This is a genomic window from Pseudomonas sp. LBUM1645 (genome assembly GCF_059716185.1).
The window spans coordinates 5863687-5885574 of sequence record NZ_CP166811.1 but is presented as its reverse complement, the minus strand read 5'-3'; the positions used below and the strand labels follow the sequence as shown (position 1 = coordinate 5885574).

General features: G+C 59.1%; 22 protein-coding genes. 13 read left to right on the top strand and 9 right to left on the bottom strand.

The window, feature by feature from the left end:
- The first annotated feature begins 8 nt into the window (after nucleotides 1-8).
- Entirely contained in the window at nucleotides 9-773 is a 765-nt protein-coding gene (locus tag ACA079_RS26735) for an amino acid ABC transporter ATP-binding protein (RefSeq protein ID WP_046048226.1), read from the top strand.
- 55 nt (nucleotides 774-828) lie between these two features.
- On the opposite strand, the gene ACA079_RS26730 is transcribed toward ACA079_RS26735, so the two are convergent.
- Together ACA079_RS26730 and ACA079_RS26725 are read right to left on the bottom strand one after the other, a co-directional pair.
- Nucleotides 829-1311 (bottom strand): type II toxin-antitoxin system MqsA family antitoxin, encoded by a 483-nt coding sequence (locus ACA079_RS26730; RefSeq protein WP_497701522.1) that lies wholly within the window; start codon nucleotides 1309-1311, stop codon nucleotides 829-831.
- Nucleotides 1308-1619: a type II toxin-antitoxin system MqsR family toxin gene (locus ACA079_RS26725; RefSeq protein ID WP_497701521.1), complete on the bottom strand. Its 312-nt coding sequence runs from the start codon at nucleotides 1617-1619 to the stop codon at nucleotides 1308-1310. Before ACA079_RS26725 ends, ACA079_RS26730 begins: the two co-directional genes overlap by 4 nt.
- Nucleotides 1620-1786: 167 nt before the next feature.
- Between ACA079_RS26725 and ACA079_RS26720 the strand changes: the two genes are divergently transcribed.
- From ACA079_RS26720 to ACA079_RS26700, 5 genes are all read left to right on the top strand, one after another.
- Complete coding sequence (locus ACA079_RS26720; protein WP_129441424.1) at nucleotides 1787-2446, top strand: FadR/GntR family transcriptional regulator; 660 nt, start codon at nucleotides 1787-1789, stop codon at nucleotides 2444-2446.
- Complete coding sequence (locus ACA079_RS26715; protein ID WP_497701520.1) at nucleotides 2436-3752, top strand: CynX/NimT family MFS transporter; 1317 nt, start codon at nucleotides 2436-2438, stop codon at nucleotides 3750-3752. The genes ACA079_RS26720 and ACA079_RS26715 overlap by 11 nt, the downstream gene beginning before the upstream one ends.
- 112 nt (nucleotides 3753-3864) lie before the next feature.
- Nucleotides 3865-4335, top strand: coding sequence for a nuclear transport factor 2 family protein (locus ACA079_RS26710; RefSeq protein WP_497701519.1), 471 nt, complete (start codon nucleotides 3865-3867; stop codon nucleotides 4333-4335).
- Nucleotides 4336-4374: 39 nt separating this feature from the next.
- Nucleotides 4375-4695: a GIY-YIG nuclease family protein gene (locus ACA079_RS26705; protein WP_429511940.1), complete on the top strand. Its 321-nt coding sequence runs from the start codon at nucleotides 4375-4377 to the stop codon at nucleotides 4693-4695.
- 88 nt (nucleotides 4696-4783) lie between these two features.
- The gene (locus ACA079_RS26700) at nucleotides 4784-5719 is read left to right on the top strand and encodes a glutathione S-transferase family protein (protein ID WP_497701518.1); all 936 of its coding nucleotides are present in this window, start codon (nucleotides 4784-4786) and stop codon (nucleotides 5717-5719) included.
- 113 nt (nucleotides 5720-5832) lie between these two features.
- Here the strand turns inward: ACA079_RS26700 and ACA079_RS26695 are convergent, their stop codons facing one another.
- Together ACA079_RS26695 and yejK are read right to left on the bottom strand one after the other, a co-directional pair.
- Nucleotides 5833-6183 carry a glutaredoxin family protein gene (locus ACA079_RS26695; RefSeq protein WP_497701517.1) on the bottom strand — a complete coding sequence of 117 codons (351 nt, stop codon included), beginning with the start codon at nucleotides 6181-6183 and terminating at the stop codon, nucleotides 5833-5835.
- The gene (yejK, locus tag ACA079_RS26690) at nucleotides 6183-7187 is read right to left on the bottom strand and encodes a nucleoid-associated protein YejK (RefSeq protein ID WP_008147593.1); all 1005 of its coding nucleotides are present in this window, start codon (nucleotides 7185-7187) and stop codon (nucleotides 6183-6185) included. Before yejK ends, ACA079_RS26695 begins: the two co-directional genes overlap by 1 nt.
- A gap of 395 nt (nucleotides 7188-7582) precedes the next feature.
- On the opposite strand from yejK, the gene ACA079_RS26685 reads away from it, so the two are divergent.
- Nucleotides 7583-7864 (top strand): HU family DNA-binding protein, encoded by a 282-nt coding sequence (locus tag ACA079_RS26685; protein ID WP_007905514.1) that lies wholly within the window; start codon nucleotides 7583-7585, stop codon nucleotides 7862-7864.
- Between the two features lie 187 nt (nucleotides 7865-8051).
- Here the strand turns inward: ACA079_RS26685 and rlmF are convergent, their stop codons facing one another.
- From rlmF to ACA079_RS26660, 5 genes are all read right to left on the bottom strand, one after another.
- Nucleotides 8052-9074 carry a 23S rRNA (adenine(1618)-N(6))-methyltransferase RlmF gene (rlmF, locus tag ACA079_RS26680; RefSeq protein ID WP_056743581.1) on the bottom strand — a complete coding sequence of 341 codons (1023 nt, stop codon included), beginning with the start codon at nucleotides 9072-9074 and terminating at the stop codon, nucleotides 8052-8054.
- A 279-nt stretch (nucleotides 9075-9353) separates the two neighbouring features.
- Nucleotides 9354-12200, bottom strand: a complete 2847-nt coding sequence (locus ACA079_RS26675; RefSeq protein WP_497701516.1) for a valine--tRNA ligase — start codon at nucleotides 12198-12200, stop codon at nucleotides 9354-9356.
- 219 nt (nucleotides 12201-12419) lie between these two features.
- Nucleotides 12420-12815 (bottom strand): DNA polymerase III subunit chi, encoded by a 396-nt coding sequence (locus ACA079_RS26670; protein WP_497701515.1) that lies wholly within the window; start codon nucleotides 12813-12815, stop codon nucleotides 12420-12422.
- An 8-nt stretch (nucleotides 12816-12823) separates the two neighbouring features.
- Nucleotides 12824-13252, bottom strand: a complete 429-nt coding sequence (locus ACA079_RS26665) for a DNA polymerase III subunit chi (RefSeq protein ID WP_046048214.1) — start codon at nucleotides 13250-13252, stop codon at nucleotides 12824-12826.
- Nucleotides 13253-13312: 60 nt separating this feature from the next.
- The gene (locus ACA079_RS26660; protein ID WP_497701514.1) at nucleotides 13313-14803 is read right to left on the bottom strand and encodes a leucyl aminopeptidase; all 1491 of its coding nucleotides are present in this window, start codon (nucleotides 14801-14803) and stop codon (nucleotides 13313-13315) included.
- A 305-nt stretch (nucleotides 14804-15108) separates the two neighbouring features.
- Between ACA079_RS26660 and lptF the strand changes: the two genes are divergently transcribed.
- From lptF to era, 6 genes are all read left to right on the top strand, one after another.
- Nucleotides 15109-16227, top strand: coding sequence for an LPS export ABC transporter permease LptF (gene lptF / locus ACA079_RS26655; protein WP_497701513.1), 1119 nt, complete (start codon nucleotides 15109-15111; stop codon nucleotides 16225-16227).
- On the top strand, nucleotides 16220-17281 hold the full coding sequence (gene lptG, locus ACA079_RS26650; protein WP_497701512.1) for an LPS export ABC transporter permease LptG: 1062 nt from the start codon (nucleotides 16220-16222) through the stop codon (nucleotides 17279-17281). Before lptF ends, lptG begins: the two co-directional genes overlap by 8 nt.
- Before the next feature lie 171 nt (nucleotides 17282-17452).
- Entirely contained in the window at nucleotides 17453-19252 is a 1800-nt protein-coding gene (gene lepA, locus ACA079_RS26645; RefSeq protein ID WP_008151572.1) for a translation elongation factor 4, read from the top strand.
- A 5-nt stretch (nucleotides 19253-19257) separates the two neighbouring features.
- Nucleotides 19258-20112 carry a signal peptidase I gene (gene lepB / locus ACA079_RS26640; protein WP_415771237.1) on the top strand — a complete coding sequence of 285 codons (855 nt, stop codon included), beginning with the start codon at nucleotides 19258-19260 and terminating at the stop codon, nucleotides 20110-20112.
- A gap of 184 nt (nucleotides 20113-20296) precedes the next feature.
- Nucleotides 20297-20986, top strand: a complete 690-nt coding sequence (rnc, locus tag ACA079_RS26635) for a ribonuclease III (RefSeq protein ID WP_033053426.1) — start codon at nucleotides 20297-20299, stop codon at nucleotides 20984-20986.
- Entirely contained in the window at nucleotides 20979-21881 is a 903-nt protein-coding gene (era, locus tag ACA079_RS26630; protein ID WP_008151577.1) for a GTPase Era, read from the top strand. Before rnc ends, era begins: the two co-directional genes overlap by 8 nt.
- Nucleotides 21882-21888: the final 7 nt, after the last annotated feature.

Below are 21888 nucleotides of genomic sequence, written 5' to 3'. Positions count from 1 at the left end.
GTTCTGTAATGAGCGAAGCAATCAAAAAGCCTGCGAGCCCTGAAGGCATTATTCAGATGCAGGGCGTGAACAAGTGGTACGGCCAGTTCCACGTGTTGAAAGACATCAACCTGAACGTTAAACAGGGCGAGCGTATCGTGCTGTGTGGCCCGTCGGGTTCCGGCAAATCCACCACCATCCGTTGCCTCAACCGTCTGGAAGAACACCAGCAGGGCCGCATCGTGGTCGATGGCGTGGAGCTGACCAATGACCTCAAGCAGATCGAATCGGTTCGCCGTGAAGTCGGCATGGTGTTCCAGCACTTCAACCTGTTCCCGCACCTGACCATTCTGCAGAACTGCACGCTGGCGCCGATGTGGGTGCGCAAGATGCCCAAGCGCAAGGCCGAAGAAATCGCCATGCATTACCTGGAACGCGTCCGCATTCCGGAGCAGGCGCATAAATTCCCGGGGCAACTGTCCGGCGGTCAGCAACAGCGTGTGGCGATTGCCCGTGCGCTGTGCATGAAGCCGAAAATCATGCTGTTCGACGAACCGACCTCGGCACTCGACCCGGAGATGGTGAAAGAGGTTCTCGACACCATGATCGGCCTGGCCGAAGACGGCATGACCATGCTCTGCGTCACCCACGAAATGGGCTTCGCTCGCACCGTGGCCAACCGTGTGATCTTCATGGACAAGGGTGAAATCGTCGAGCAGGCTGCGCCGAACGACTTCTTCGATAATCCGCAGAATGAGCGTACCAAGCTGTTCTTGAGCCAGATTTTGCATTGATGCCAGCCGACTCGTAGAAATAAACCCGGCCTCGCGCCGGGTTTGTTTTTTGTGCTCAGGAAACAGTGAGGGTTTCGTGCTCTTTGTGCTCTGTATGCTTGAAACCCCTCAAATCCGCCCCTTCACCCAGTGATTTCACATCAGCGAGCAAATGCGGATAGCGGTCAAGTAGGCGCATCAGCAGCACCAATGTTTTCGGAGGAAGTATTTCGCCGCGCTCGTAACGGGAAAGCGCGTTGTGCCCGCCACCGGACAGTAGTTGCACAGTTTCTTTTTGCGTCAGATGCAGTTTGCGACGGATTCGCTTCATCTCGTCGCCGATCATCTGCCTCGCTGCGATAACCAGTTCGTCGCCCGCGTCTGAATGACGCTCTGAACAACTGTCATCTAACTCGACCTCGCCACACATCTGGCATTCCCAGCCAGATAAATCATCTACGCGGCGCTCCATACCTTTGACGCTCATGGTTTCGCCGCGACCCTCGAAATGTCGCATTCCTTCCTGGGCTCCACAGCTAAAACACTGCCGGGTTTTCATTGGGACTTCTCCTTGAAGGAGATTACGGGTGGACCACCGCCGGGGCGATACGTCACCTTGATATAAATCTCCAGACCGTATGAGCTGATGTGATAAACGTCTTGCCAGACGCGATGATCGTCATAGGTGGTCATCGACTTGTACAGCATCTTTCCCTGGAGCTCGAAAATGACTTCCTGCATCTCCAGGAGGTTTAAGCCAAGAACCCTTCCGCCGTTTTTAGCAGTGCTGGTGAATGCTTTGCCTCCAAGTCGCCTGACATCCGCTTTGATCACCGCCAAGTCGTAATGGGGTGTGTTCTTTTCCATAAGAAGCCGCTAACCCTATCCCTGAAATTACCCTTAAAGGGTAATTTTGACTAATCGAAAATCCCGCTCCATTTCCCTCTCTCTGACCGTAGGCGGTTGCCGTCCTACGTGGAGCTGACTAACATGTCAGAAAATTCATCCTATGATTGGATGAAAGGGCGAATCCTATGTCAGACATTTCTCCGCTAGTTAAACGGTCCCTGGTCGACCAGGCACTGGATCAGTTACGCCTGCGCATCACCGAAGGCGTCTGGACGGTCGGCCAGCGTTTACCCACCGAGCCAGAGCTGTCCGCCGAACTGGGCATCAGCCGCAATACCGTGCGTGAAGCCATGCGCGTATTGGCGTTTTCCGGGTTGATCGAAATCCGTCAGGGCGACGGCAGCTATCTGCGGGCGGTGGTCGATCCGCTCGACACCATGAAGGCGTTGTCCCGCTGCTCCCATGAACAGGCCCGGGAAACTCGGCACATTCTGGAAGTCGAGGCCATCGGCCTGGCTGCGTTGCGTCGTACCGACGAAGACCTGGTGGCATTGCGCGAGGCGTTGGGCGTCAGCGGCAGTCACTATCACGGCGATCTCGACACCTACATCGCCTGCGATCTGGTGTTTCACCGTCGACTGGTGGACGCCGCGCACAACCCGACCCTAAGCGAGTTGTATCGCTATTTTTCCAGCGTCATCGGTGCGCAATTGCGCGAGACCCTGAACATTTCCCCCCGACGCCAAGAGGTGTTCGACCTCCATATCGAACTGCTTGATGCTGTCGAGCAACGCGACCCGGAACGGGCCAAAGCCCTGTCGAGGCAGTTGATCAATGAACCTTGAAACCGAGAATTCCATGTCCAGCCAGCAGGTCAACAAAAGCAGCATCCCCCAAGCCAAGCGCACGGCGGAGCTCGAAGAGCTGCTGATCGACGCGGAGGCGGATGACGAACAGGTCCAGCAAAGTCATCCGATCCTGCGGCGGCCGTGGCTGCTGTTGCTGGGCCTGATTCTGGTGGCGCTGAACCTGCGCCCGGCGCTGTCGAGCATGGCGCCGATGCTCAGCGAGGTGTCGAAAACCCTTGGTTTGTCGGCAGCCCAGGCCGGTTTGCTGACGACGTTGCCGGTGCTGTGCCTAGGTTTGTTTGCACCGCTGGCGCCCGTGCTGGCGCGACGTTTCGGCGCCGAGCGAGTGGTGCTTGGCATTCTCTTGATGTTGGCCGGCGGGATCATCCTGCGCAGTTCATTCGGCGAGATCGGCCTGTTTGCTGGCAGTGTGCTGGCCGGCGCGAGCATCGGTGTGATCGGCGTATTGCTGCCCGGCATCGTTAAGCGCGACTTCGCGAAACACGCGGGAACCATGACCGGCGTCTACACCATGGCCCTCTGCCTGGGTGCGGCAATGGCTGCGGGCGCGACCGTGCCGTTGAGCGAGCATTTCGACAAGAGCTGGGCCTTGGGCCTCGGCTTCTGGGTGGTTCCGGCATTGGTCGCGGCGATTTTCTGGTTGCCACAAGTCGGCCAGAAACACGGCGCGCACAACGTCGCGTATCGGGTTCGCGGTCTGTTGCGTGATCCGCTGGCCTGGCAAGTGACGCTCTACATGGGCCTGCAATCTTCTCTGGCCTACATCGTGTTCGGCTGGTTGCCGTCGATCCTGATCGGTCGCGGCCTGACGCCGACCCAGGCGGGTCTGGTGCTGTCAGGCTCGGTCATCGTTCAGTTGGCGAGTTCACTGGCGGCGCCATGGCTGGCGACGCGTGGCAAGGATCAGCGTCTGGCGATCGTCATCGTCATGCTGCTGACCCTTGGCGGTTTGTTCGGTTGTCTTTACGCACCGATCGAAGGCTTGTGGGGCTGGGCGATCCTGCTGGGTCTGGGTCAGGGCGGTACGTTCAGTCTGGCGTTGACCCTGATCGTGCTGCGTTCGCGGGACGCCCATGTCGCGGCGAATCTGTCGAGCATGGCCCAAGGCTTCGGCTACACCCTGGCGTCCATGGGGCCGTTCGCGGTCGGCATCGTGCATGACTGGACCGGCGGCTGGAACGCCTTGGGCTGGATTTTCGGCATCATCGGCCTGGGCGCGATCATCGCTGGTCTCGGCGCCGGACGTTCGCTGTACGTCCAGGTCGAAAGCGAAAGGGTCTGACACCCGCACACTGTCGGTATTCGGCCCGCGAATGCCGATAGTGTTTCGCGCCTTTGTTGACTATCGTGCAGGCAATCTTTTGAAACCACTTTGCACATCAGGGAGCCTGTCCATGAGTGATGCCCACAACGCATTGATCACCCAGTTCTACCAAGCCTTCCAGCGGCTGGATGCTGAGGCCATGAGTGCCTGCTATACCGATGACGTGGTGTTCAGTGATCCGGCGTTCGGCGAACTGCGCGGCCGCGATGCCGGCGACATGTGGCGCATGCTCACCACCCGGGCCAAGGATTTTTCTCTGACGTTCGATAACGTACGCAGCGATGAGCGCACGGGCGGCGCCCATTGGGTGGCGACGTACCTGTTCAGTCAGACCGGCAACACCGTGGTCAACGACATTCAGGCACGCTTCGTTTTTCGCGACGGCAAAATCTGCGAGCATCACGACAGCTTCGATCTGTGGGCCTGGTCCCGACAAGCGCTGGGTTTCAAGGGGCTGTTGTGGGGCTGGACGCCAGCGGTGAGGAACGCAGTTCGCACTCAAGCCTTGAAGGGGCTGAAGGCATTCCAGGCCAGTCGCTGATAAGATCGCGGCTTGTTTCCTACAAGCCTTAATCGTCACGTGAACACCGCCAGCGAATCTTCCGTCATTGCCGCCGAACCAACGCTGCCTGTCAGCAAACCCTGGTTCGTCTACCTCGTTCGCGCGGCCAATGGTTCGCTCTACTGCGGGATCAGCGACGATCCCGTACGTCGCTTTGCCACCCACCAGAGTGGCAAGGGCGCACGCTTTTTTCTCTCCAGCCCTGCCGTGGCATTGGTTTACACCGAAGCCTGCCGCGATAAAAGCGAAGCGCTGCGTCAGGAACGGCTGATCAAAAAACTCAAGAAAAGCGCCAAGGAATGCTTGGTGGCGAGCGCCGCTGCGGGCTTATCAATCTGACTGATAAATCCCCATCAGGCAGATGGCTGGGCTGCTCAGGGAATGCGCGCTAAGCTGCGGATTCCTTATCCGTGCGGCGGAGCCGAGCATGTCCGAGTTGATTCTTCATCATTACCCGACGTCCCTTTTTGCCGAAAAGGCCCGCTTGCTGCTGGGCTTCAAGGGGCTGTCCTGGCGCTCGGTGAAGATCTCGCCGGTGATGCCAAAACCCGATCTGACCGCGCTGACCGGCGGCTACCGCAAGACGCCGGTATTGCAGATTGGCGCGGATATCTATTGCGACACGTCGCTGATCGCCCGTCGTCTGGAACAGGAAAAAGCCTTGCCGGCGTTCTTCCCGGAAGGTCAGGAAATGATCGCCGCGACCTTCGCCGCGTGGGCAGATTCGGTGGTGTTCCAGCACGCGGTTAGCTTGGTGTTTCAACCGGAATCGATCGCCGTGCGCTTCGCCAATTTACCGCCGGAAGCGATTAAGGCATTCATTGCCGATCGCGCGGAGTTGTTCAGCGGTGGCAGCGCCACACGGTTGTCGGCTGAACAAGCCCGGCATCAGTGGCCGACCATCATGACGCGTCTGGAGCAACAACTTCAGCGCGAGCAGGGCGACTTCCTGTTCGGCGAGCCGTCAATTGCCGACTTTGCCCTGGCCCATCCGTTGTGGTTCCTCAAGGCCACCCCCGTCACGTCACCGTTGGTCGATGCTTATCCGGCGGTTTCGGCGTGGCTGGGGCGTGTGTTGGGCTTCGGTCATGGCGCGTTCAGCGAGATGAGCTCGGAGGAGGCGCTGGAGGTTGCGCGCAATGCCACACCGGCCGCATTGCCGGATGAGCAATTCGACGAGCCGAATGGTTTTGAAGCTGGCCAGCAGGTGGTCATTGCCGCCATCGATTACGGCGTTGACCCGGTGGCGGGTGAGTTGCTGTTTGCGGGCAGTGAAGAATTGATTCTGCGTCGTGAAGACGAGCGGGGCGGTGTGGTGCATGTGCACTTTCCGCGCTTTGGCTTCCGCATCGAAAAACGCTGAGCCCCACTCCTTTGTAGGAGCATGGCTTGCCCGCGATGAACGATTGCACGGTGCGACGGTTGCACCGAGTCGGGGCCATCGCGGGCAAGCCATGCTCCTACAGGGATTTGTGTTTATTTCAGGGCAGCGAGAATCGCATCCGGGTCATACCCGCGAATCAACGTCCCGTTCACATCGATGATCGGAATCCCGCCGCCACCCAACGCCTCGTAGGCCTTGCGTGCCTCGGTATCCTTCTCGATATCGAACTCCTTGTACGGAATTCCCTTCTGATCGAGAAAGCGCCGGGTCAGTTTGCAGTAGCCACACCATTCAGTGGCGTAGAGCACAACGTTGGCCTTGGCCTGAGTCTGCTCGGACACCACCTGCGCCGGATGGAACACCCGCTCGATCTTGCCCCAGTTCTGATAGACCACGACCACCAGCAGGATCAGCAGGCATTTCTTCAGTACGCCGCCGAGCATCAGTTACGTCGCTTGAGCTGATCGGTGAGTTGGGTCGGCAGACCTTTGATGATCAACGTGCCGGCTTCTTCGTCATATTCGATCTTCGAGCCCAGCAGGTGCGCTTCGAAGCTGATGGACAGGCCTTCGGCGCGACCGGTGAAGCGGCGGAACTGGTTGAGGGTACGTTTATCTGCCGGAATCTCCGGCGACAGGCCGTAGTCCTTGTTGCGAATGTGGTCGTAGAAAGCTTTCGGGCGCTCTTCGTCGATCAACTCCGAGAGTTCTTCCAGGCCCATGGGTTCGCCCAGTTTTGCCTGGCTGCTGGCGTAATCCACCAAGGTCTTGGTTTTCTCGCGGGCGGATTCTTCCGGCAGGTCTTCGCTTTCGACGAAGTCACTGAAGGCCTTGAGCAGGGTGCGGGTTTCGCCGGGGCCGTCGACGCCTTCCTGGCAACCGATGAAGTCGCGGAAATACTCCGAAACCTTTTTGCCGTTTTTGCCCTTGATGAACGAAATGTACTGCTTGGACTGCTTGTTGTTCTGCCACTCGGACACGTTGATCCGCGCCGCCAGGTGCAGTTGGCCCAGATCCAGGTGCCGGGACGGGGTCACGTCCAGCTGATCGGTCACTGCAACGCCTTCACTGTGGTGTAGCAGCGCGATCGCCAGGTAGTCGGTCATGCCTTGCTGATAATGCGCAAACAGCACGTGGCCGCCCACAGAGAGGTTCGACTCTTCCATCAGTTTTTGCAGATGTTCCACTGCCACCCGGCTGAACGCGGTGAAATCCTTGCCGCCATCGAGGTATTCCTTCAGCCAGCCGCTGAACGGATGCGCCCCGGACTCGGCATGGAAGAAACCCCAGGCCTTGCCTTGTTTGGCGTTGTAGCTCTCATTGAGGTCGGCAAGCATGTACTCGATGGCGCTCGACTCAGCCAGTTCGGAGTCGCGAGCGTGGAGAACTGCGGGCGTGCCGTCGGGTTTTTTGTCGATCAGGTGGACGATGCAATGGCGGATCGGCATGGGCTTCTCGGCTGATTGAAGAGAGGAGGGCGTGCTCCCCCAAAAAGTGCCAAGTGTACCGCAACCACTGGTTTTGGCGCGGCACGAAGGTCAATTCGCAGGTGTCCGATGGCGCTTATGCTGTTTTTTACAGTTTTAGAGCAATAAAGCTGACCAAATGGGTAGCTAGAGGCGGATATTTCCCCGTCTCTGTGCTAGTTTTGCCCGGTCTTACGCGAAGTCACTGCGTTAAGCGTGCATTCAGCATTTGTCAGGTCGAACCAAACCCTGATTTCGGTATCTATAACCCCGACTCGTCGCGGTTATGGCCGAGGGTGCCAGATCCAGAAGATCGGGCTCGATGGCTGACACTGCACTCTGCAATCCATATGAATTTGATAGGGAAGGAACACTACATGGCTCTTACTAAAGACCAACTGATCGCCGACATCGCTGAAGCTATCGACGCGCCAAAAACCACCGCGCGTAACGCTCTGGACCAACTGGGCCAAATCGTTGCCGATCAGCTGGAAAACGGCGGCGAAATCACTCTGCCAGGTATCGGCAAACTGAAAGTGACTGAGCGTCCTGCCCGTACCGGCCGCAACCCTTCGACTGGCGCTGCCATCGAAATCGCTGCCAAGAAAGTTATCAAGCTGGTTGTGGCCAAAGGCCTGACCGACGCTGTTAACAAGTAAGACGCAGTAAAAAAAAGCCGTGCTCCGGAGTGATCCGGGCACGGCTTTTTTGTGTCTGCGATTTGCCACCAACACCGCTAAACCAATGTGGGAGCGAGCTTGCTCGCGATGAGGCCATAACATTCAGCAGAAATGTTGACTGATAGTCCGCCATCGCGAGCAAGCTCGCTCCCACAGTTGACTTGCGTTAGCTCTTGCGAGCCCAGCGTTCGCGCCAGACCTGTTGCTCGGATTTGGTCTGGAAGGTCCAGGCGACGAAGCGGCTTTGCTTCTGCCCCTGGGACATTTCCACGACCTGGCTTTCCAGTACGCCAGCCTTTTTCAGCGCCGTCTGGATCGCCGGCAGGTTGGAGGCTTTCGAGACCAGGGTGCTGAACCAAAGCACTTTGTGTTGAAAGTGCGCGCTCTCGGCGATCAATTGCGTCACAAACCGTGCTTCGCCACCTTCACACCACAATTCTGCTGACTGGCCGCCAAAGTTCAGCACCGGCAGTTTGCGTTTTGGATCGGCACGGCCCAGGGCGCGCCATTTACGCTCGCTGCCCTTGGTCGCTTCGTCCATCGAGGCATGGAACGGCGGGTTGCACATGGTCAGGTCAAAGCGTTCGCCGGGTTCGAGCAGGCCCAGCAGAATGTGCTTGGGATTGCTTTGCTGGCGCAACTGGATGGCTTTGTTCAGCCCGTTGGACTGGACGATGGCTTTGGCGGCGGCCACGGCCGTCGGGTCGATTTCCGAGCCGAGGAAGTGCCAACGGTAGTCGCTGTAGCCGATCAACGGATAGACGCAGTTGGCGCCCATGCCGATATCGAGCACCTTGACCGGCGCGCCGCGAGGGATCTCGCCGTCGTTGACGCTGGCCAGCAGGTCGGCCAGGAAGTGCACGTAATCGGCACGGCCCGGGACCGGTGGGCAGAGGTAGTCAGCCGGGATGTCCCAATGGGCGACGCCGTAGAACGACTTGAGCAACGCACGGTTGAACACCCGCACTGCGTCCGGGCTGGCGAAGTCGATACTTTCCTTGCCGTACGGATTGATGATCACGAACTTCGCCAGTTCCGGCGTGGTTTTGATCAGCGCCGGGAAGTCGTAACGACCCTGATGGCGGTTGCGCGGATGCAGGCTGGCCTTCTCGCGGGGCTCCACGGCTTTGGCCGGGGTCGCGGAATCAGGCTTTTTGCGCGCAGGTCTTGGTGTGCGGGGGGCGTTCATGGGCGTGGTCGATTCGGGTATGGCTAAAAGTGGCGGGTATTGTCCCACATTCAGCCGTTGTGAACCCAATTGTGAAGATCAGCACCATTCCCTGTGGGAGCGAGCTTGGTCTGGGCGGCATTCCGACGATGGCGGACTGTCAGCCAACATTGATGTTGAATGTTATGGCCTCATCGCGAGCAAGCTCGCTCCCACAGGGGATTGCAGTGTTTGGGGTAAAGGGGCAGGCACAAAAAAGGGAGGCCGTTGCAGGCCTCCCGTTTTCATTGCGATTTGCCGTTACAGGCTGGCAATCCGCGCATGCTGCTCGGCCAACTTGCCCAAAGCCTGTTCAGCTTCAGCCAGTTTGGCGCGTTCCTTCTCGATGACTTCGGCCGGGGCCTTGTCGACGAAACCGGCGTTGGACAGCTTGCCGCCAACCCGCTGAACTTCGCCCTGCAGACGCAGGATTTCCTTGTCCAGACGGGCCAATTCGGCGTCTTTGTCGATCAGGCCGGCCATCGGCACCAGCACTTCCATCTCGCCAACCAGTGCGGTGGCGGACAGCGGTGCTTCTTCGCCAGCAGCCAACACGGTGATCGATTCGAGGCGAGCCAGCTTCTTCAGCAGGGCTTCGTTCTCGGTGAGACGACGCTGATCTTCGGCGCTGACGTTTTTCAGGAACAGGTTCAACGGCTTGCCTGGACCGATGTTCATTTCGCCACGGATGTTACGCGTGCCGAGCATCAGGCCCTTGAGCCATTCGATATCGTTCTCGGCAGCCGGATCGATGCGCTCTTCGTTGGCCACTGGCCAAGGCTGCAACATGATCGTCTTGCCTTCGATACCGGCCAGCGGCGCGATACGCTGCCAGATTTCTTCGGTGATGAACGGCATGAACGGGTGTGCCAGGCGCAGCGCGACTTCCAATACCCGAACCAGCGTGCGGCGGGTGCCGCGCTGACGTTCGACCGGCGCGTTTTCGTCCCACAGCACAGGCTTGGACAGTTCCAGGTACCAGTCGCAATACTGGTTCCAGATGAACTCGTACAAGGCTTGTGCGGCCAGGTCGAAACGGAACTGATCGAGTTGACGGGTCACTTCGGCTTCGGTGCGTTGCAGCTGCGAAATGATCCAGCGATCCGCCAGCGACAGCTCGTAAGCCTCGCCGTTCTGGCCGCAGTCTTCGCCTTTGTCCAACACGTAGCGCGCGGCGTTCCAGATCTTGTTGCAGAAATTGCGATAGCCCTCGACGCGGCCCATGTCGAACTTGATGTCGCGACCGGTGGACGCCAGCGAGCAGAAGGTGAAACGCAGGGCGTCGGTGCCGTAGCTGGCGATGCCGTCGGCGAACTCGTCGCGGGTCTGCTTCTCGATCTTCTTCGCCAGTTTCGGCTGCATCATGCCCGAGGTGCGTTTCTGCACCAGGTCTTCGAGCTCGATGCCGTCGATGATGTCCAGCGGGTCCAGGACGTTGCCCTTGGACTTGGACATCTTCTGGCCCTGGCCATCACGCACCAGACCGTGAACATAAACGGTCTTGAACGGAACCTGCGGCGTGCCGTCTTCGTTCTTCACCAAGTGCATGGTGAGCATGATCATCCGGGCAACCCAGAAGAAAATGATGTCGAAACCGGTCACCAGCACGTCGGTGGAGTGGAATTTCTTCAGGAATTCGGTCTGCTCAGGCCAGCCGAGCGTGGAGAAGGTCCACAGACCCGAACTGAACCAGGTGTCGAGAACGTCGTTGTCCTGTTGCAGCGCCACGTCCGGGCCGAGGTTGTGCTTGGCACGTACTTCGGCTTCGTCGCGACCGACATAGACCTTGCCCGACTCGTCGTACCAGGCCGGAATCCGGTGGCCCCACCACAGCTGACGGCTGATGCACCAGTCCTGGATGTCGCGCATCCACGAGAAGTACATGTTTTCGTACTGTTTCGGCACGAAGGCGATGCGGCCGTCTTCAACAGCAGCGATGGCTGGCTCAGCCAATGGCTTGGTCGACACGTACCACTGGTCGGTCAGCCACGGCTCGATGATGGTGCCGGAACGGTCGCCTTTCGGTACTTTCAGGGCGTGGTCGTTGACGCTGACCAGGAGGCCGGCAGCGTCGAACGCAGCAACGATCTGCTTGCGCGCTTCGAAGCGGTCCAGACCGGCGTATTCGGCCGGGATCTTGCCGTCGATGCTTTCGTTCAGGGTGCCGTCGAGGTTGAACACCTGACAGGCCGGCAATACAGCGGCGTTCTTGTCGAAGATGTTCAGCAGCGGCAGGTTGTGGCGCTTGCCGACTTCGTAGTCGTTGAAATCGTGGGCCGGGGTGATTTTCACGCAGCCGGTGCCGAATTCAGGATCGCAGTAATCATCGGCGATGATCGGGATGCGGCGGCCGACCAGCGGCAGCTCGACAAATTTGCCGATCAGGGCTTGGTAGCGTTCATCGTTCGGGTTAACCGCTACGGCGGCGTCGCCGAGCATGGTTTCCGGGCGAGTGGTCGCGACGATCAGGTAATCGTTGCCTTCAGCGGTCTTGGCGCCGTCGGCCAGCGGGTATTTCAGGTTCCACAGGAAACCTTTCTCGTCGTGGTTTTCCACTTCGAGGTCGGAAATCGCCGTGTGCAACTTGGTGTCCCAGTTGACCAGGCGCTTGCCGCGGTAGATCAGGCCGTCTTCGTGCAGGCGCACAAAGGCTTCTTTAACGGCTTCCGAGAGGCCGTCGTCCATGGTGAAGCGCTCGCGGCCCCAGTCCACGGACGAGCCGAGACGGCGGATCTGACGGCTGATGTTGCCGCCGGATTGATCCTTCCATTCCCAGACTTTCTCAAGGAATTTTTCGCGGCCCAGGTCGTGACGACTCTGGCCCTGGGCTTCGAGTTGACGCTCCACCAGCATTTGCGTGGCGATACCGGCGTGGTCGGTACCCGGCTGCCACAGGGTGTTACGACCCTGCATGCGGCGGAAACGGATCAGGGCGTCCATGATCGCGTTGTTGAAGCCGTGACCCATGTGCAGGCTGCCGGTGACGTTCGGCGGCGGGATCATGATGGTGTAGGACTCGCCCGCGCCTTGCGGGGCGAAGTAATTCTCTGACTCCCAGGTGTTGTACCAGGAAGTTTCAATGGCGTGCGGCTGGTAGGTCTTATCCATGCGCGGCGGGACCCTATTGGCATTTATTCAGGAAAAGCCGGCAAGTATAGCGGGGCATGGGGCAGAGGGCGAGCAGGGGCAGACTGTGGCGAGGGGATTTATCCCCGTTGGGCTGCGAAGCAGCCCCCAGCATTTCATTCGGAATACGCGTTTACAGGGTTGACGACTGCTGCGCAGCCGAACGGGGATAAATCCCCTCACCACAGAGGGGATTGGGGGTTATTCGTATTGGCTGAGCAACCGTTCCATCCGCGCGCTGAGGCGGCGTTTGATTTCGGTTTCGATGTGCGGGGCGAAGTCGTCGATCACGTCTTGCATGATCAATTGCGCGGCGGCGCGCAGTTCGCCATCCAGGTGCAGCAGGTCGTCGGGGCCCTTGCTGGCGGCGGGCGCGGGTTGGGCGGCAGGGGCTGCAGGGGCGGGTGGTGCCGGTTCGAGGGTTGGCGGGTTGGCGCCGACCGTATCGAACAGCATCGGAATCTGTTCCTGATCACCTTCCTCGACCGTGTCGGTGAGCAAGGGCGGTTGCAGGTTGTCATCGCCGAGCAATTGGCGGATCGACTCAAGGTCGTCCAGCAGGTGCGCGGACTTTTGCAGCGGTTTTGGAGTGTCCATCGGAATGCTCAGAGTCGCTGTAAACGGTGATCTTGCAGAGGATAGCCCTGTTCGCGGTAGAAACGGAAACTCTCCCGCGCAGCCGTACGAATCGTCGGATCTTCCACCACCACTTCCGCCACGCGGGCGAACTTGTTGGCGAATGCCGGGACTTTCAGGGCGAGATTGACCAACAGGTCCTGATGCGGACCGCAGTCATCGCCAAGGCCCAACACAATCAAGCCGTCCGGCTCATTTTCAGCGGGGCCGTGAGGCACAAAGCTTTCGCCCTTGAAGGCCCACAGGCGCGCATCGAGATCGTCGCGTTGGGCGGCATCGCTGCAATGCAGATAGATGCGGTGGCCCATGCGCCAGGCTTTTTCGGTGAGCTTGCAGGCAAAGTCCAGCCGCGCCGAAGGATCGGCGCTGGGCAGGATATAGAAGTCGACTTTGGTCATTGCGGTTCCTGAGCCAAGGGCGGCGTCACCCGAAAGTGACGCCGCCCAAGGTCATCGGTTTCAGGCTTTGGCGCGGTCCAGCAGGTATTGGGTCAGCAATGGAACCGGACGGCCAGTGGCGCCCTTGTCCTTGCCGCCGCTGGTCCAGGCCGTGCCGGCGATGTCCAGGTGCGCCCAGTTGAGGTTCTTGGTGAAGCGCGACAGGAAGCAGGCAGCGGTGATGGTGCCGGCTTTCGGGCCGCCAATGTTGGCGATGTCGGCGAACGGGCTGTCCAGCTGTTCCTGGTACTCATCGAACAGCGGCAGTTGCCAGGCGCGATCGTCAGCCGATTGGCCGGCGCTCAGCAGTTGGCCGATCAACTCGTCGTTGTTGCCCAGCAGGCCCGACGTGTGGGAACCCAGAGCAACGACGCAAGCACCGGTCAGGGTGGCGATGTCGATCACTGCCTGCGGCTTGAAGCGCTCGGAGTAGGTCAGGGCGTCGCACAGCACCAGACGGCCTTCGGCGTCGGTGTTGAGGATTTCCACGGTCTGGCCGCTCATGGTGGTGACAATGTCGCCAGGACGCGAAGCATTGCCGCTCGGCATGTTCTCGGCGCAGGCCAGGATGCACACCAGGTTGATCGGCAGTTTCAGCTCGAGCACGGCACGCAGGGTGCCGAATACGCTGGCAGCGCCGCCCATGTCGTACTTCATTTCGTCCATGCCGGCGCCCGGTTTCAGGCTGATGCCACCCGTGTCAAAGGTGATGCCTTTGCCCACCAGTGCAAACGGCTTCTCGGATTTCTTGCCGCCGTTGTATTGCATGACGATCAGGCGCGGTGGCTGGGCGCTGCCCTGCCCCACGGCGTAGAACGAGCCCATGCCCAGGTCCTTGATCTTCTTCTCATCAAGGACTTCGACTTTCAGGCTTTTGAATTCTTTGCCCAGGTTCTTCGCTTGCTCACCGAGGAACGTCGGGTGGCAGATGTTCGGTGGCAGGTTACCCAGGTCGCGGGTAAACGCCATGCCGTTGGCGATGGCGGTGGCGTGGGCCACGGCGCGCTCGACTTCAGCCTGGGCAGCCTTGATGGTCACCAAAGTGACTTTCTTCAGGCTGCGAGGTTCGGCTTTCTGGCTTTTGAACTGGTCGAAGGTGTATTCGCCGTCCACCAGGGTCTCGGCCAACAGGCGGGTTTTGCCGTAGCTGTCACGGCCTTTGACCACGACTTCGTCCAGGGCCAGCACCGCATCGCTGCCGCCCAGGCCTTTAAGAGTGTTGAGGATGCCGGCGATGATTTTGCGGAACGGGCGGTCGCCCAGCTCTTCGTCCTTGCCAACGCCGACCAGCAGCACGCGCTCGGCCTTGAGGTTCGGCAGGCTGTGCAGCAACAGACTCTGACCGACTTTGCCAGCCAGGTCGCCGCGCTTGAGCACAGCGCTGATGGCGCCACCGCTCAGTTCGTCGAGTTGTTTGGCAACGGCGCCGAGCTTGCGGCCTTCGCCGACGGCGACCACCAGAGTGGCGGTTTTCAACGTTTCTGGGCTAACGCTTTTTACAACCAGTTCCATGTCCGGGTCCCTGAATTAATGGTCAACACGCAAGAGCTCGACGGCGTGCATTCGAGCTTGCTTATAAATAGAAAGACGCAGGTCACGGCCCGCGACAAAGGCCGCAGTTTGAACCTCGTGCCCCGAGCCTGACAACCCTCGGTTGTACGATCTTCAACGCTTTAACCGCCTGCTTGAGCGTGCGCAGTGACAGGCGCACCCAATCACAGGATAATGCGCATCTTTTTCGGCGGCTCTGCCCTGCGAGCCGGCTGATGCGTTTGCTTGTTTGGCCGCCTTAGCCTGACAACCCTGGAGTGTCTGGTTTGATCGTCTTCCGTTATCTATCCCGCGAAGTCCTGTTGACCTTGAGCGCCGTCAGCGCTGTGCTGCTGGTCATCATCATGAGCGGTCGCTTCATCAAGTACCTCGCCCAGGCGGCCTCTGGCCTCCTGGATCCGGGCTCGCTGTTCCTGATCATGGGCTTTCGTCTGCCGGGTTTCCTGCAGTTGATTTTGCCTTTGGGCCTGTTTCTCGGAATCCTGCTGGCCTACGGTCGCCTGTACCTTGAAAGCGAAATGACGGTGCTGTCTGCCACCGGCATGAGCCAGCAGCGCCTGTTTGCCATGACCCTTTTTCCAGCCACCCTGGTCGCACTGGTGGTGGCATGGCTGAGCCTGAGCCTGGCGCCACAAGGCGCCAATCAATTCCAGTTGCTGTTGAACAAGCAGGATGCCCTGACCGAGTTCGACACCCTCGAGCCGGGTCGTTTCCAGGCGCTGCGCGACGGGACGCGGGTGACCTACACCGAAACGCTGTCGGATGACCGCATCAACCTGGGTGGTGTGTTCATTTCGCAAAAGAACGTCTCGTCCGACAAGAAGGATCGCGGGATTTCCGTGCTGGTGGCCGAGAAGGGCCGTCAGGAAATTCGCCCAGACGGTAACCGTTACCTGATTCTCGACAACGGCTATCGCTATGACGGCAATCCAGGTCAGGCCGACTACCGGGCGATCAAGTACGAGGAGTACGGCGTATTGCTGCCCAAGCCGGACGTCAGCGACGAAGTGACCGACCGTGACGCGATGACCACCAGTTCCCTGATCGGCAGCGATGACATTCGCTCCCGCACCGAACTGCAATGGCGTCTATCCCTGCCGTTGCTGGTCTTTATCGTGACCCTGATGGCGGTGCCGCTGTCGCGGGTCAATCCGCGTCAGGGCCGTTTCCTCAAGCTGCTGCCGGCGATTCTTCTTTATATGGCTTACCTGAGTATTCTGATTGCCGCTCGTGGCGCCCTTGAAAAAGGCAAGATTCCGGCTGTTCTGGGGTTGTGGTGGGTTCACGCGATCTTCCTGGCGATTGGCCTGGGCTTGCTCTATTGGGAAACCTTGCAGTTGAAGCTGGCGAGTCGCCGTAGCGCGCTGGAGGTGGCTCGTGGATAAGCTCGATCGCTACATTGGTAGCAGCGTGTTCGTGGCAATTCTGGCGGTGCTGGGGATCATTCTCGGTCTGGCGACGCTGTTTGCGTTCATCGACGAGATGGGGGATGCCAGCGATACCTACACCCTGGTCGATGTGTTGAGTTATGTCCTGCTGACCGCGCCGCGCCGTCTTTACGACATGTTGCCGATGGCAGCGCTGATCGGTTGCCTGATCGGTCTCGGCAGTCTGGCCAGTCACAGCGAGCTGACCATCATGCGTGCTGCTGGCGTGTCGATCGGGCGGATCGTCTGGGCGGTCATGAAGCCAATGCTGGTCCTGATGGTGGTGGGTGTGCTGATCGGCGAATACGTCGCGCCGGCCACCGAAGTCACCGCTCAGGCCAATCGCTCCCTGGCTCAGGGCGGCGGCGATGCGCAAAGCGCCAAGCATGGTTTGTGGCATCGCCAGGGTGATGAGTTTATTCACGTCAACTCTGTGCAACCCAACGGTCTGCTGTATGGCGTCACCCGTTATCGTTTCGACAATGAGCGTCACATGCTGTCTTCCAGCTTCGCCAAACGTGCGAAGTTCGATCAGGATCACTGGCAGTTGAGCGACGTCACCACCACGCTGTTCCATGAAAAGAGCACCGAAGTGGTCACTGCCCCGGTCGAGCGCTGGGATGTCGCCTTGAGCCCGCAGCTGTTGAGTACGGTGGTCATGTCGCCTGACACGTTGTCGATCAGCGGTCTGTGGGGTTACATCCACTACCTGGCTGACCAGGGCCTGAACAATGGTCGTTACTGGCTGGCATTTTGGGTCAAGGTGTTGCAACCGCTGGTCACCGCCGCTCTGGTACTGATGGCGATTTCCTTCATCTTCGGTCCATTGCGCTCGGTGACCCTCGGTCAGCGAGTGTTCACCGGCGTGCTGGTGGGCTTCACCTTCCGTATCGTTCAGGATTTGCTCGGTCCTTCAAGCCTGGTCTTCGGTTTCTCGCCGCTGTTTGCGGTGCTTGTTCCGGCGGGTGTTTGTGCCTTGGCCGGGGTCTGGTTGTTGCGCCGGGCCGGTTGATCAAGGGTTTCTCCTGTCCTTGAAGGTCACTCAAAACGCCCCTGTCGCAAGACCGGGGCTTTTTTGTAGGCGCCGTCTGACCTGCGAACGTGACGCTTGCGCCGTGGATCAGGTACAATTCCCGGCTATTTTTCGGCGGGCTATGCCTGCAGCCTTTTTGAGTGTTGATCCGTGAGTGATTTGAGTCATATCCGCAATTTCTCCATCATCGCCCACATTGACCATGGCAAGTCGACGCTGGCCGATCGCTTCATCCAGATGTGTGGCGGCCTTGCCGAGCGCGAAATGGAAGCCCAGGTTCTGGACTCCATGGACCTGGAACGTGAACGCGGGATCACCATCAAGGCCCACAGCGTCACCCTGTATTACACCGCTCGCGATGGCATCAAGTACCAGCTGAACTTCATTGATACCCCGGGCCACGTTGACTTCACCTACGAAGTCAGCCGGTCGCTGGCGGCCTGTGAAGGTGCTTTGCTGGTGGTCGACGCCGGTCAGGGCGTTGAAGCGCAGTCGGTAGCCAACTGCTACACCGCGATTGAGCAGGGCCTGGAAGTGATGCCGGTCCTGAACAAGATCGACCTGCCTCAGGCCGATCCGGACCGCGTGAAAGAAGAAATCGAAAAAATCATCGGCATCGATGCCACCGACGCGGTCGAGTGCAGTGCCAAGACCGGTCTGGGCGTCGACGAAGTGCTGGAGCGTCTGGTCAAGACCATTCCTGCGCCGACCGGCAACTACGAAGATCCGCTGCAAGCGTTGATCATCGACTCCTGGTTCGACAACTACCTGGGCGTTGTTTCCCTGGTTCGCGTGCGCCATGGTCGTGTGAAGAAGGGCGACAAGATCCTGGTCAAGTCCACCGGCAAGATCCACCTGGTGGACAGCGTCGGTGTCTTCAACCCGAAACACACCGCCACCGTTGACCTGAAGGCCGGCGAAGTGGGCTTCATCATCGCCGGCATCAAGGACATTCACGGTGCACCGGTCGGTGACACCCTGACCTTGAGCTCCACGCCGGACGTCGACGTGCTGCCAGGCTTCAAACGCATTCAGCCGCAGGTCTACGCAGGCCTGTTCCCGGTCAGCTCCGACGACTTCGAAGATTTCCGTGAAGCCCTGCAAAAGCTCACGCTCAACGACTCGTCCCTGCAATACACCCCGGAAAGCTCCGACGCCCTGGGCTTCGGCTTCCGTTGCGGGTTCCTCGGCATGCTGCACATGGAAATCATCCAGGAGCGCCTGGAGCGCGAGTACGACCTGGACCTGATCACCACGGCGCCGACGGTAATTTTCGAGCTGCTGCTGAAAACCGGTGAGACGATTTACGTCGACAACCCGTCGAAGCTGCCAGACCTGTCCTCGATCGAAGACATGCGTGAACCGATCGTGCGGGCCAATATTCTTGTGCCGCAAGAGCACCTGGGCAACGTCATTACCCTGTGCATCGAGAAGCGTGGCGTACAGCACGACATGCTGTTCCTCGGTACCCAGGTTCAAGTGACCTACGATTTGCCGATGAACGAAGTGGTCCTGGACTTCTTCGATCGTCTGAAATCCACCAGCCGTGGCTATGCTTCGCTGGATTACCATTTCGATCGTTATCAATCGGCTAATCTGGTGAAACTGGATGTGCTGATCAACGGTGACAAGGTCGACGCCCTGGCGCTGATCGTGCACAAGGATAACGCGCACTACAAAGGTCGCCAGTTGACCGAGAAGATGAAAGAACTGATTCCACGTCAGATGTTCGACGTCGCGATCCAGGCCGCCATTGGCGGGCAGATCATTGCGCGAACCTCCGTCAAGGCACTCAGAAAGAACGTATTGGCCAAATGCTACGGCGGTGACGTTAGCCGTAAGAAGAAACTGCTTGAAAAGCAAAAGGCCGGTAAGAAACGCATGAAGCAAGTCGGTAACGTGGAAATTCCACAAGAAGCCTTCCTTGCAGTGCTCAGGTTGGATAGTTAGGTCCTATGTCACTAAATTTCCCGCTGTTGCTGGTCATCGCCGTGTTCGTCTGCGGCCTGTTGGCGTTGCTCGATCTGGTTTTCCTGGCGCCGCGTCGGCGTGCCGCCATTGCCTCCTATCAGGGCAGCGTCAGCCAGCCTGATGGGGTAGTGGTCGAGAAACTGAACAAAGAGCCGCTGCTGGTCGAATACGGCAAGTCGTTCTTCCCGGTGTTGTTCATCGTGCTGGTACTGCGTTCGTTCCTGGTTGAACCGTTCCAGATTCCGTCCGGCTCGATGAAACCGACCCTGGACGTTGGCGACTTCATTCTGGTGAACAAGTTTTCTTACGGGATCCGCTTGCCGGTGATCGACAAGAAAGTCATCGAAGTCGGTGATCCACAGCGTGGCGATGTGATGGTGTTCCGCTACCCGAGCGATCCGAACGTCAACTACATTAAACGTGTGGTGGGCCTGCCGGGTGACCAGATTCGTTACACCGCCGACAAGCGTCTGTTCGTCAACGGCGAGTCGATTGCCGAACAACTGGTCGGCTCCGAGCCGGGCACGTTGGGCAGCGCCGAGCTCTACAAGGAAAAACTCGGCGTCGCCGAGCACCTGATCCGCAAGGAAATGAGCCGTTACCGCGCAATGCCGGACCATTCGTGGACCGTGCCTGCCGGGCACTACTTCATGATGGGCGACAACCGCGACAACTCGAACGACAGTCGCTTTTGGGATGATCCGAGCATTCCCAAGGATCTGCTGGGCATGGTTCCCGACAAGAATATCGTCGGCAAGGCCTTCGCAGTCTGGATGAGCTGGCCGGAACCTAAACTCAGTCACCTGCCGAATTTCTCGCGGGTTGGCCTGATCAAGTAATCACACACGGCGCTGTTGAACACAGCGCCGAATGCATTTCTGGAGTCGGCATAATCGGCACCAGAAGCATGAAAACAATGATATTCAGGACGTTATTTTTGAACACAGCGTTAATTGTCCCAAGCCTGCGCCGTATCACGGCGATGGCGGTGGAATCCAACCACGAACTCAGCGTGGGTAAACCGTGAGCGTCTCCTTAAGCCGTCTCGAGCGTCAGCTCGGCTACACCTTCAAGGATCAGGAACTGATGGTCCTGGCCCTGACTCACCGCAGCTTTGCCGGGCGTAACAACGAACGCCTGGAATTCCTCGGTGATGCCATCCTCAACTTCGTTGCTGGCGAGGCGCTGTTCGATCGCTTCCCGCTGGCTCGCGAAGGCCAGTTGTCGCGCTTGCGCGCACGCCTGGTGAAAGGCGAGACCCTGGCCGTACTGGCTCGCGGTTTCGATCTGGGCGAATACCTGCGCCTGGGTTCCGGTGAATTGAAAAGCGGCGGGTTCCGTCGCGAGTCGATTCTGGCCGATGCCCTGGAAGCGCTGATTGGTGCGATCTACCTGGATGCCGGCATGGACATGGCGCGCGAACGCGTGCTGGCCTGGCTGGCCGGGGAGTTCGAAGGCCTGACGCTGGTCGACACCAACAAAGATCCAAAAACCCGCCTGCAAGAGTTCCTGCAGTCGCGGGGCTGTGAACTGCCACGTTACGAAGTGGTGGATATCCAGGGTGAGCCGCATTGCCGGACGTTCTTCGTCGAATGTGAAATCACCTTACTGAATGAAAAAAGCCGAGGTCAGGGTGTGAGCCGTCGTATTGCCGAACAGGTAGCGGCCGCTGCAGCACTGATTGCCCTGGGCGTGGAGAATGGCCATGACTGATTCAACTGCAACTCGCTGTGGCTATGTCGCCATCGTCGGCCGTCCCAACGTGGGCAAGTCCACGCTGCTGAACCACATCCTCGGTCAGAAGCTGGCGATCACCTCGCGCAAGCCTCAGACCACTCGCCACAACATGCTCGGCATCAAGACTGAAGGCGCCGTGCAGGCGATCTACGTCGACACCCCGGGCATGCACAAAGGTGGCGAGAAAGCCCTGAACCGCTACATGAACAAGACCGCTTCGGCGGCGTTGAAAGACGTCGACGTGGTGATCTTCGTGGTTGACCGCACCAAATGGACCGACGAAGACCAGATGGTCCTCGAGCGCGTTCAATACGTGACCGGCCCGCTGATCGTGGCGCTGAACAAGACTGACCGCATCGAAGACAAAGCCGAGCTGATGCCGCACCTGACCTGGTTGCAGGAACAGTTGCCGAACGCGCAGATCATGCCGATCTCGGCCCAGCACGGGCATAACCTCGAAACGCTGGAGCGCGTGATTGCCGGTTACCTGCCGGAAAACGATCACTTCTTCCCGGAAGACCAGATCACCGACCGCAGCAGCCGCTTCCTCGCCGCTGAACTGGTACGCGAGAAAATCATGCGCCAGATGGGCGCCGAGCTGCCGTACCAGATCACCGTCGAAATCGAAGAGTTCAAGCAGCAGGGCAAAACCCTGCACATCCATGCCTTGATCCTCGTCGAGCGCGATGGCCAGAAGAAAATCATCATTGGCGACAAGGGCGAGCGGATCAAGCGCATCGGCACCGAGGCGCGCAAGGACATGGAGTTGCTGTTCGACTCCAAGATCATGCTCAACCTCTGGGTCAAGGTGAAAGGCGGCTGGTCCGACGACGAACGCGCCTTGCGTTCGCTGGGTTACGGCGACCTGTAACACCGGT

Bases quoted from the DNA above. Each gene is read 5' to 3' on its own strand.
- ACA079_RS26735 (WP_046048226.1), top strand. From the start codon at position 9: ATGAGCGAAGCAATCAAAAAGCCTGCGAGCCCTGAAGGCATTATTCAG.
- ACA079_RS26730 (WP_497701522.1), bottom strand. From the start codon at position 1,311: ATGAAAACCCGGCAGTGTTTTAGCTGTGGAGCCCAGGAAGGAATGCGA.
- ACA079_RS26725 (WP_497701521.1), bottom strand. From the start codon at position 1,619: ATGGAAAAGAACACACCCCATTACGACTTGGCGGTGATCAAAGCGGAT.
- ACA079_RS26720 (WP_129441424.1), top strand. From the start codon at position 1,787: ATGTCAGACATTTCTCCGCTAGTTAAACGGTCCCTGGTCGACCAGGCA.
- ACA079_RS26715 (WP_497701520.1), top strand. From the start codon at position 2,436: ATGAACCTTGAAACCGAGAATTCCATGTCCAGCCAGCAGGTCAACAAA.
- ACA079_RS26710 (WP_497701519.1), top strand. From the start codon at position 3,865: ATGAGTGATGCCCACAACGCATTGATCACCCAGTTCTACCAAGCCTTC.
- ACA079_RS26700 (WP_497701518.1), top strand. From the start codon at position 4,784: ATGTCCGAGTTGATTCTTCATCATTACCCGACGTCCCTTTTTGCCGAA.
- ACA079_RS26695 (WP_497701517.1), bottom strand. From the start codon at position 6,183: ATGCTCGGCGGCGTACTGAAGAAATGCCTGCTGATCCTGCTGGTGGTC.
- yejK (WP_008147593.1), bottom strand. From the start codon at position 7,187: ATGCCGATCCGCCATTGCATCGTCCACCTGATCGACAAAAAACCCGAC.
- ACA079_RS26685 (WP_007905514.1), top strand. From the start codon at position 7,583: ATGGCTCTTACTAAAGACCAACTGATCGCCGACATCGCTGAAGCTATC.
- rlmF (WP_056743581.1), bottom strand. From the start codon at position 9,074: ATGAACGCCCCCCGCACACCAAGACCTGCGCGCAAAAAGCCTGATTCC.
- ACA079_RS26675 (WP_497701516.1), bottom strand. From the start codon at position 12,200: ATGGATAAGACCTACCAGCCGCACGCCATTGAAACTTCCTGGTACAAC.
- ACA079_RS26670 (WP_497701515.1), bottom strand. From the start codon at position 12,815: ATGGACACTCCAAAACCGCTGCAAAAGTCCGCGCACCTGCTGGACGAC.
- ACA079_RS26665 (WP_046048214.1), bottom strand. From the start codon at position 13,252: ATGACCAAAGTCGACTTCTATATCCTGCCCAGCGCCGATCCTTCGGCG.
- ACA079_RS26660 (WP_497701514.1), bottom strand. From the start codon at position 14,803: ATGGAACTGGTTGTAAAAAGCGTTAGCCCAGAAACGTTGAAAACCGCC.
- lepB (WP_415771237.1), top strand. From the start codon at position 19,258: ATGTCACTAAATTTCCCGCTGTTGCTGGTCATCGCCGTGTTCGTCTGC.
- era (WP_008151577.1), top strand. From the start codon at position 20,979: ATGACTGATTCAACTGCAACTCGCTGTGGCTATGTCGCCATCGTCGGC.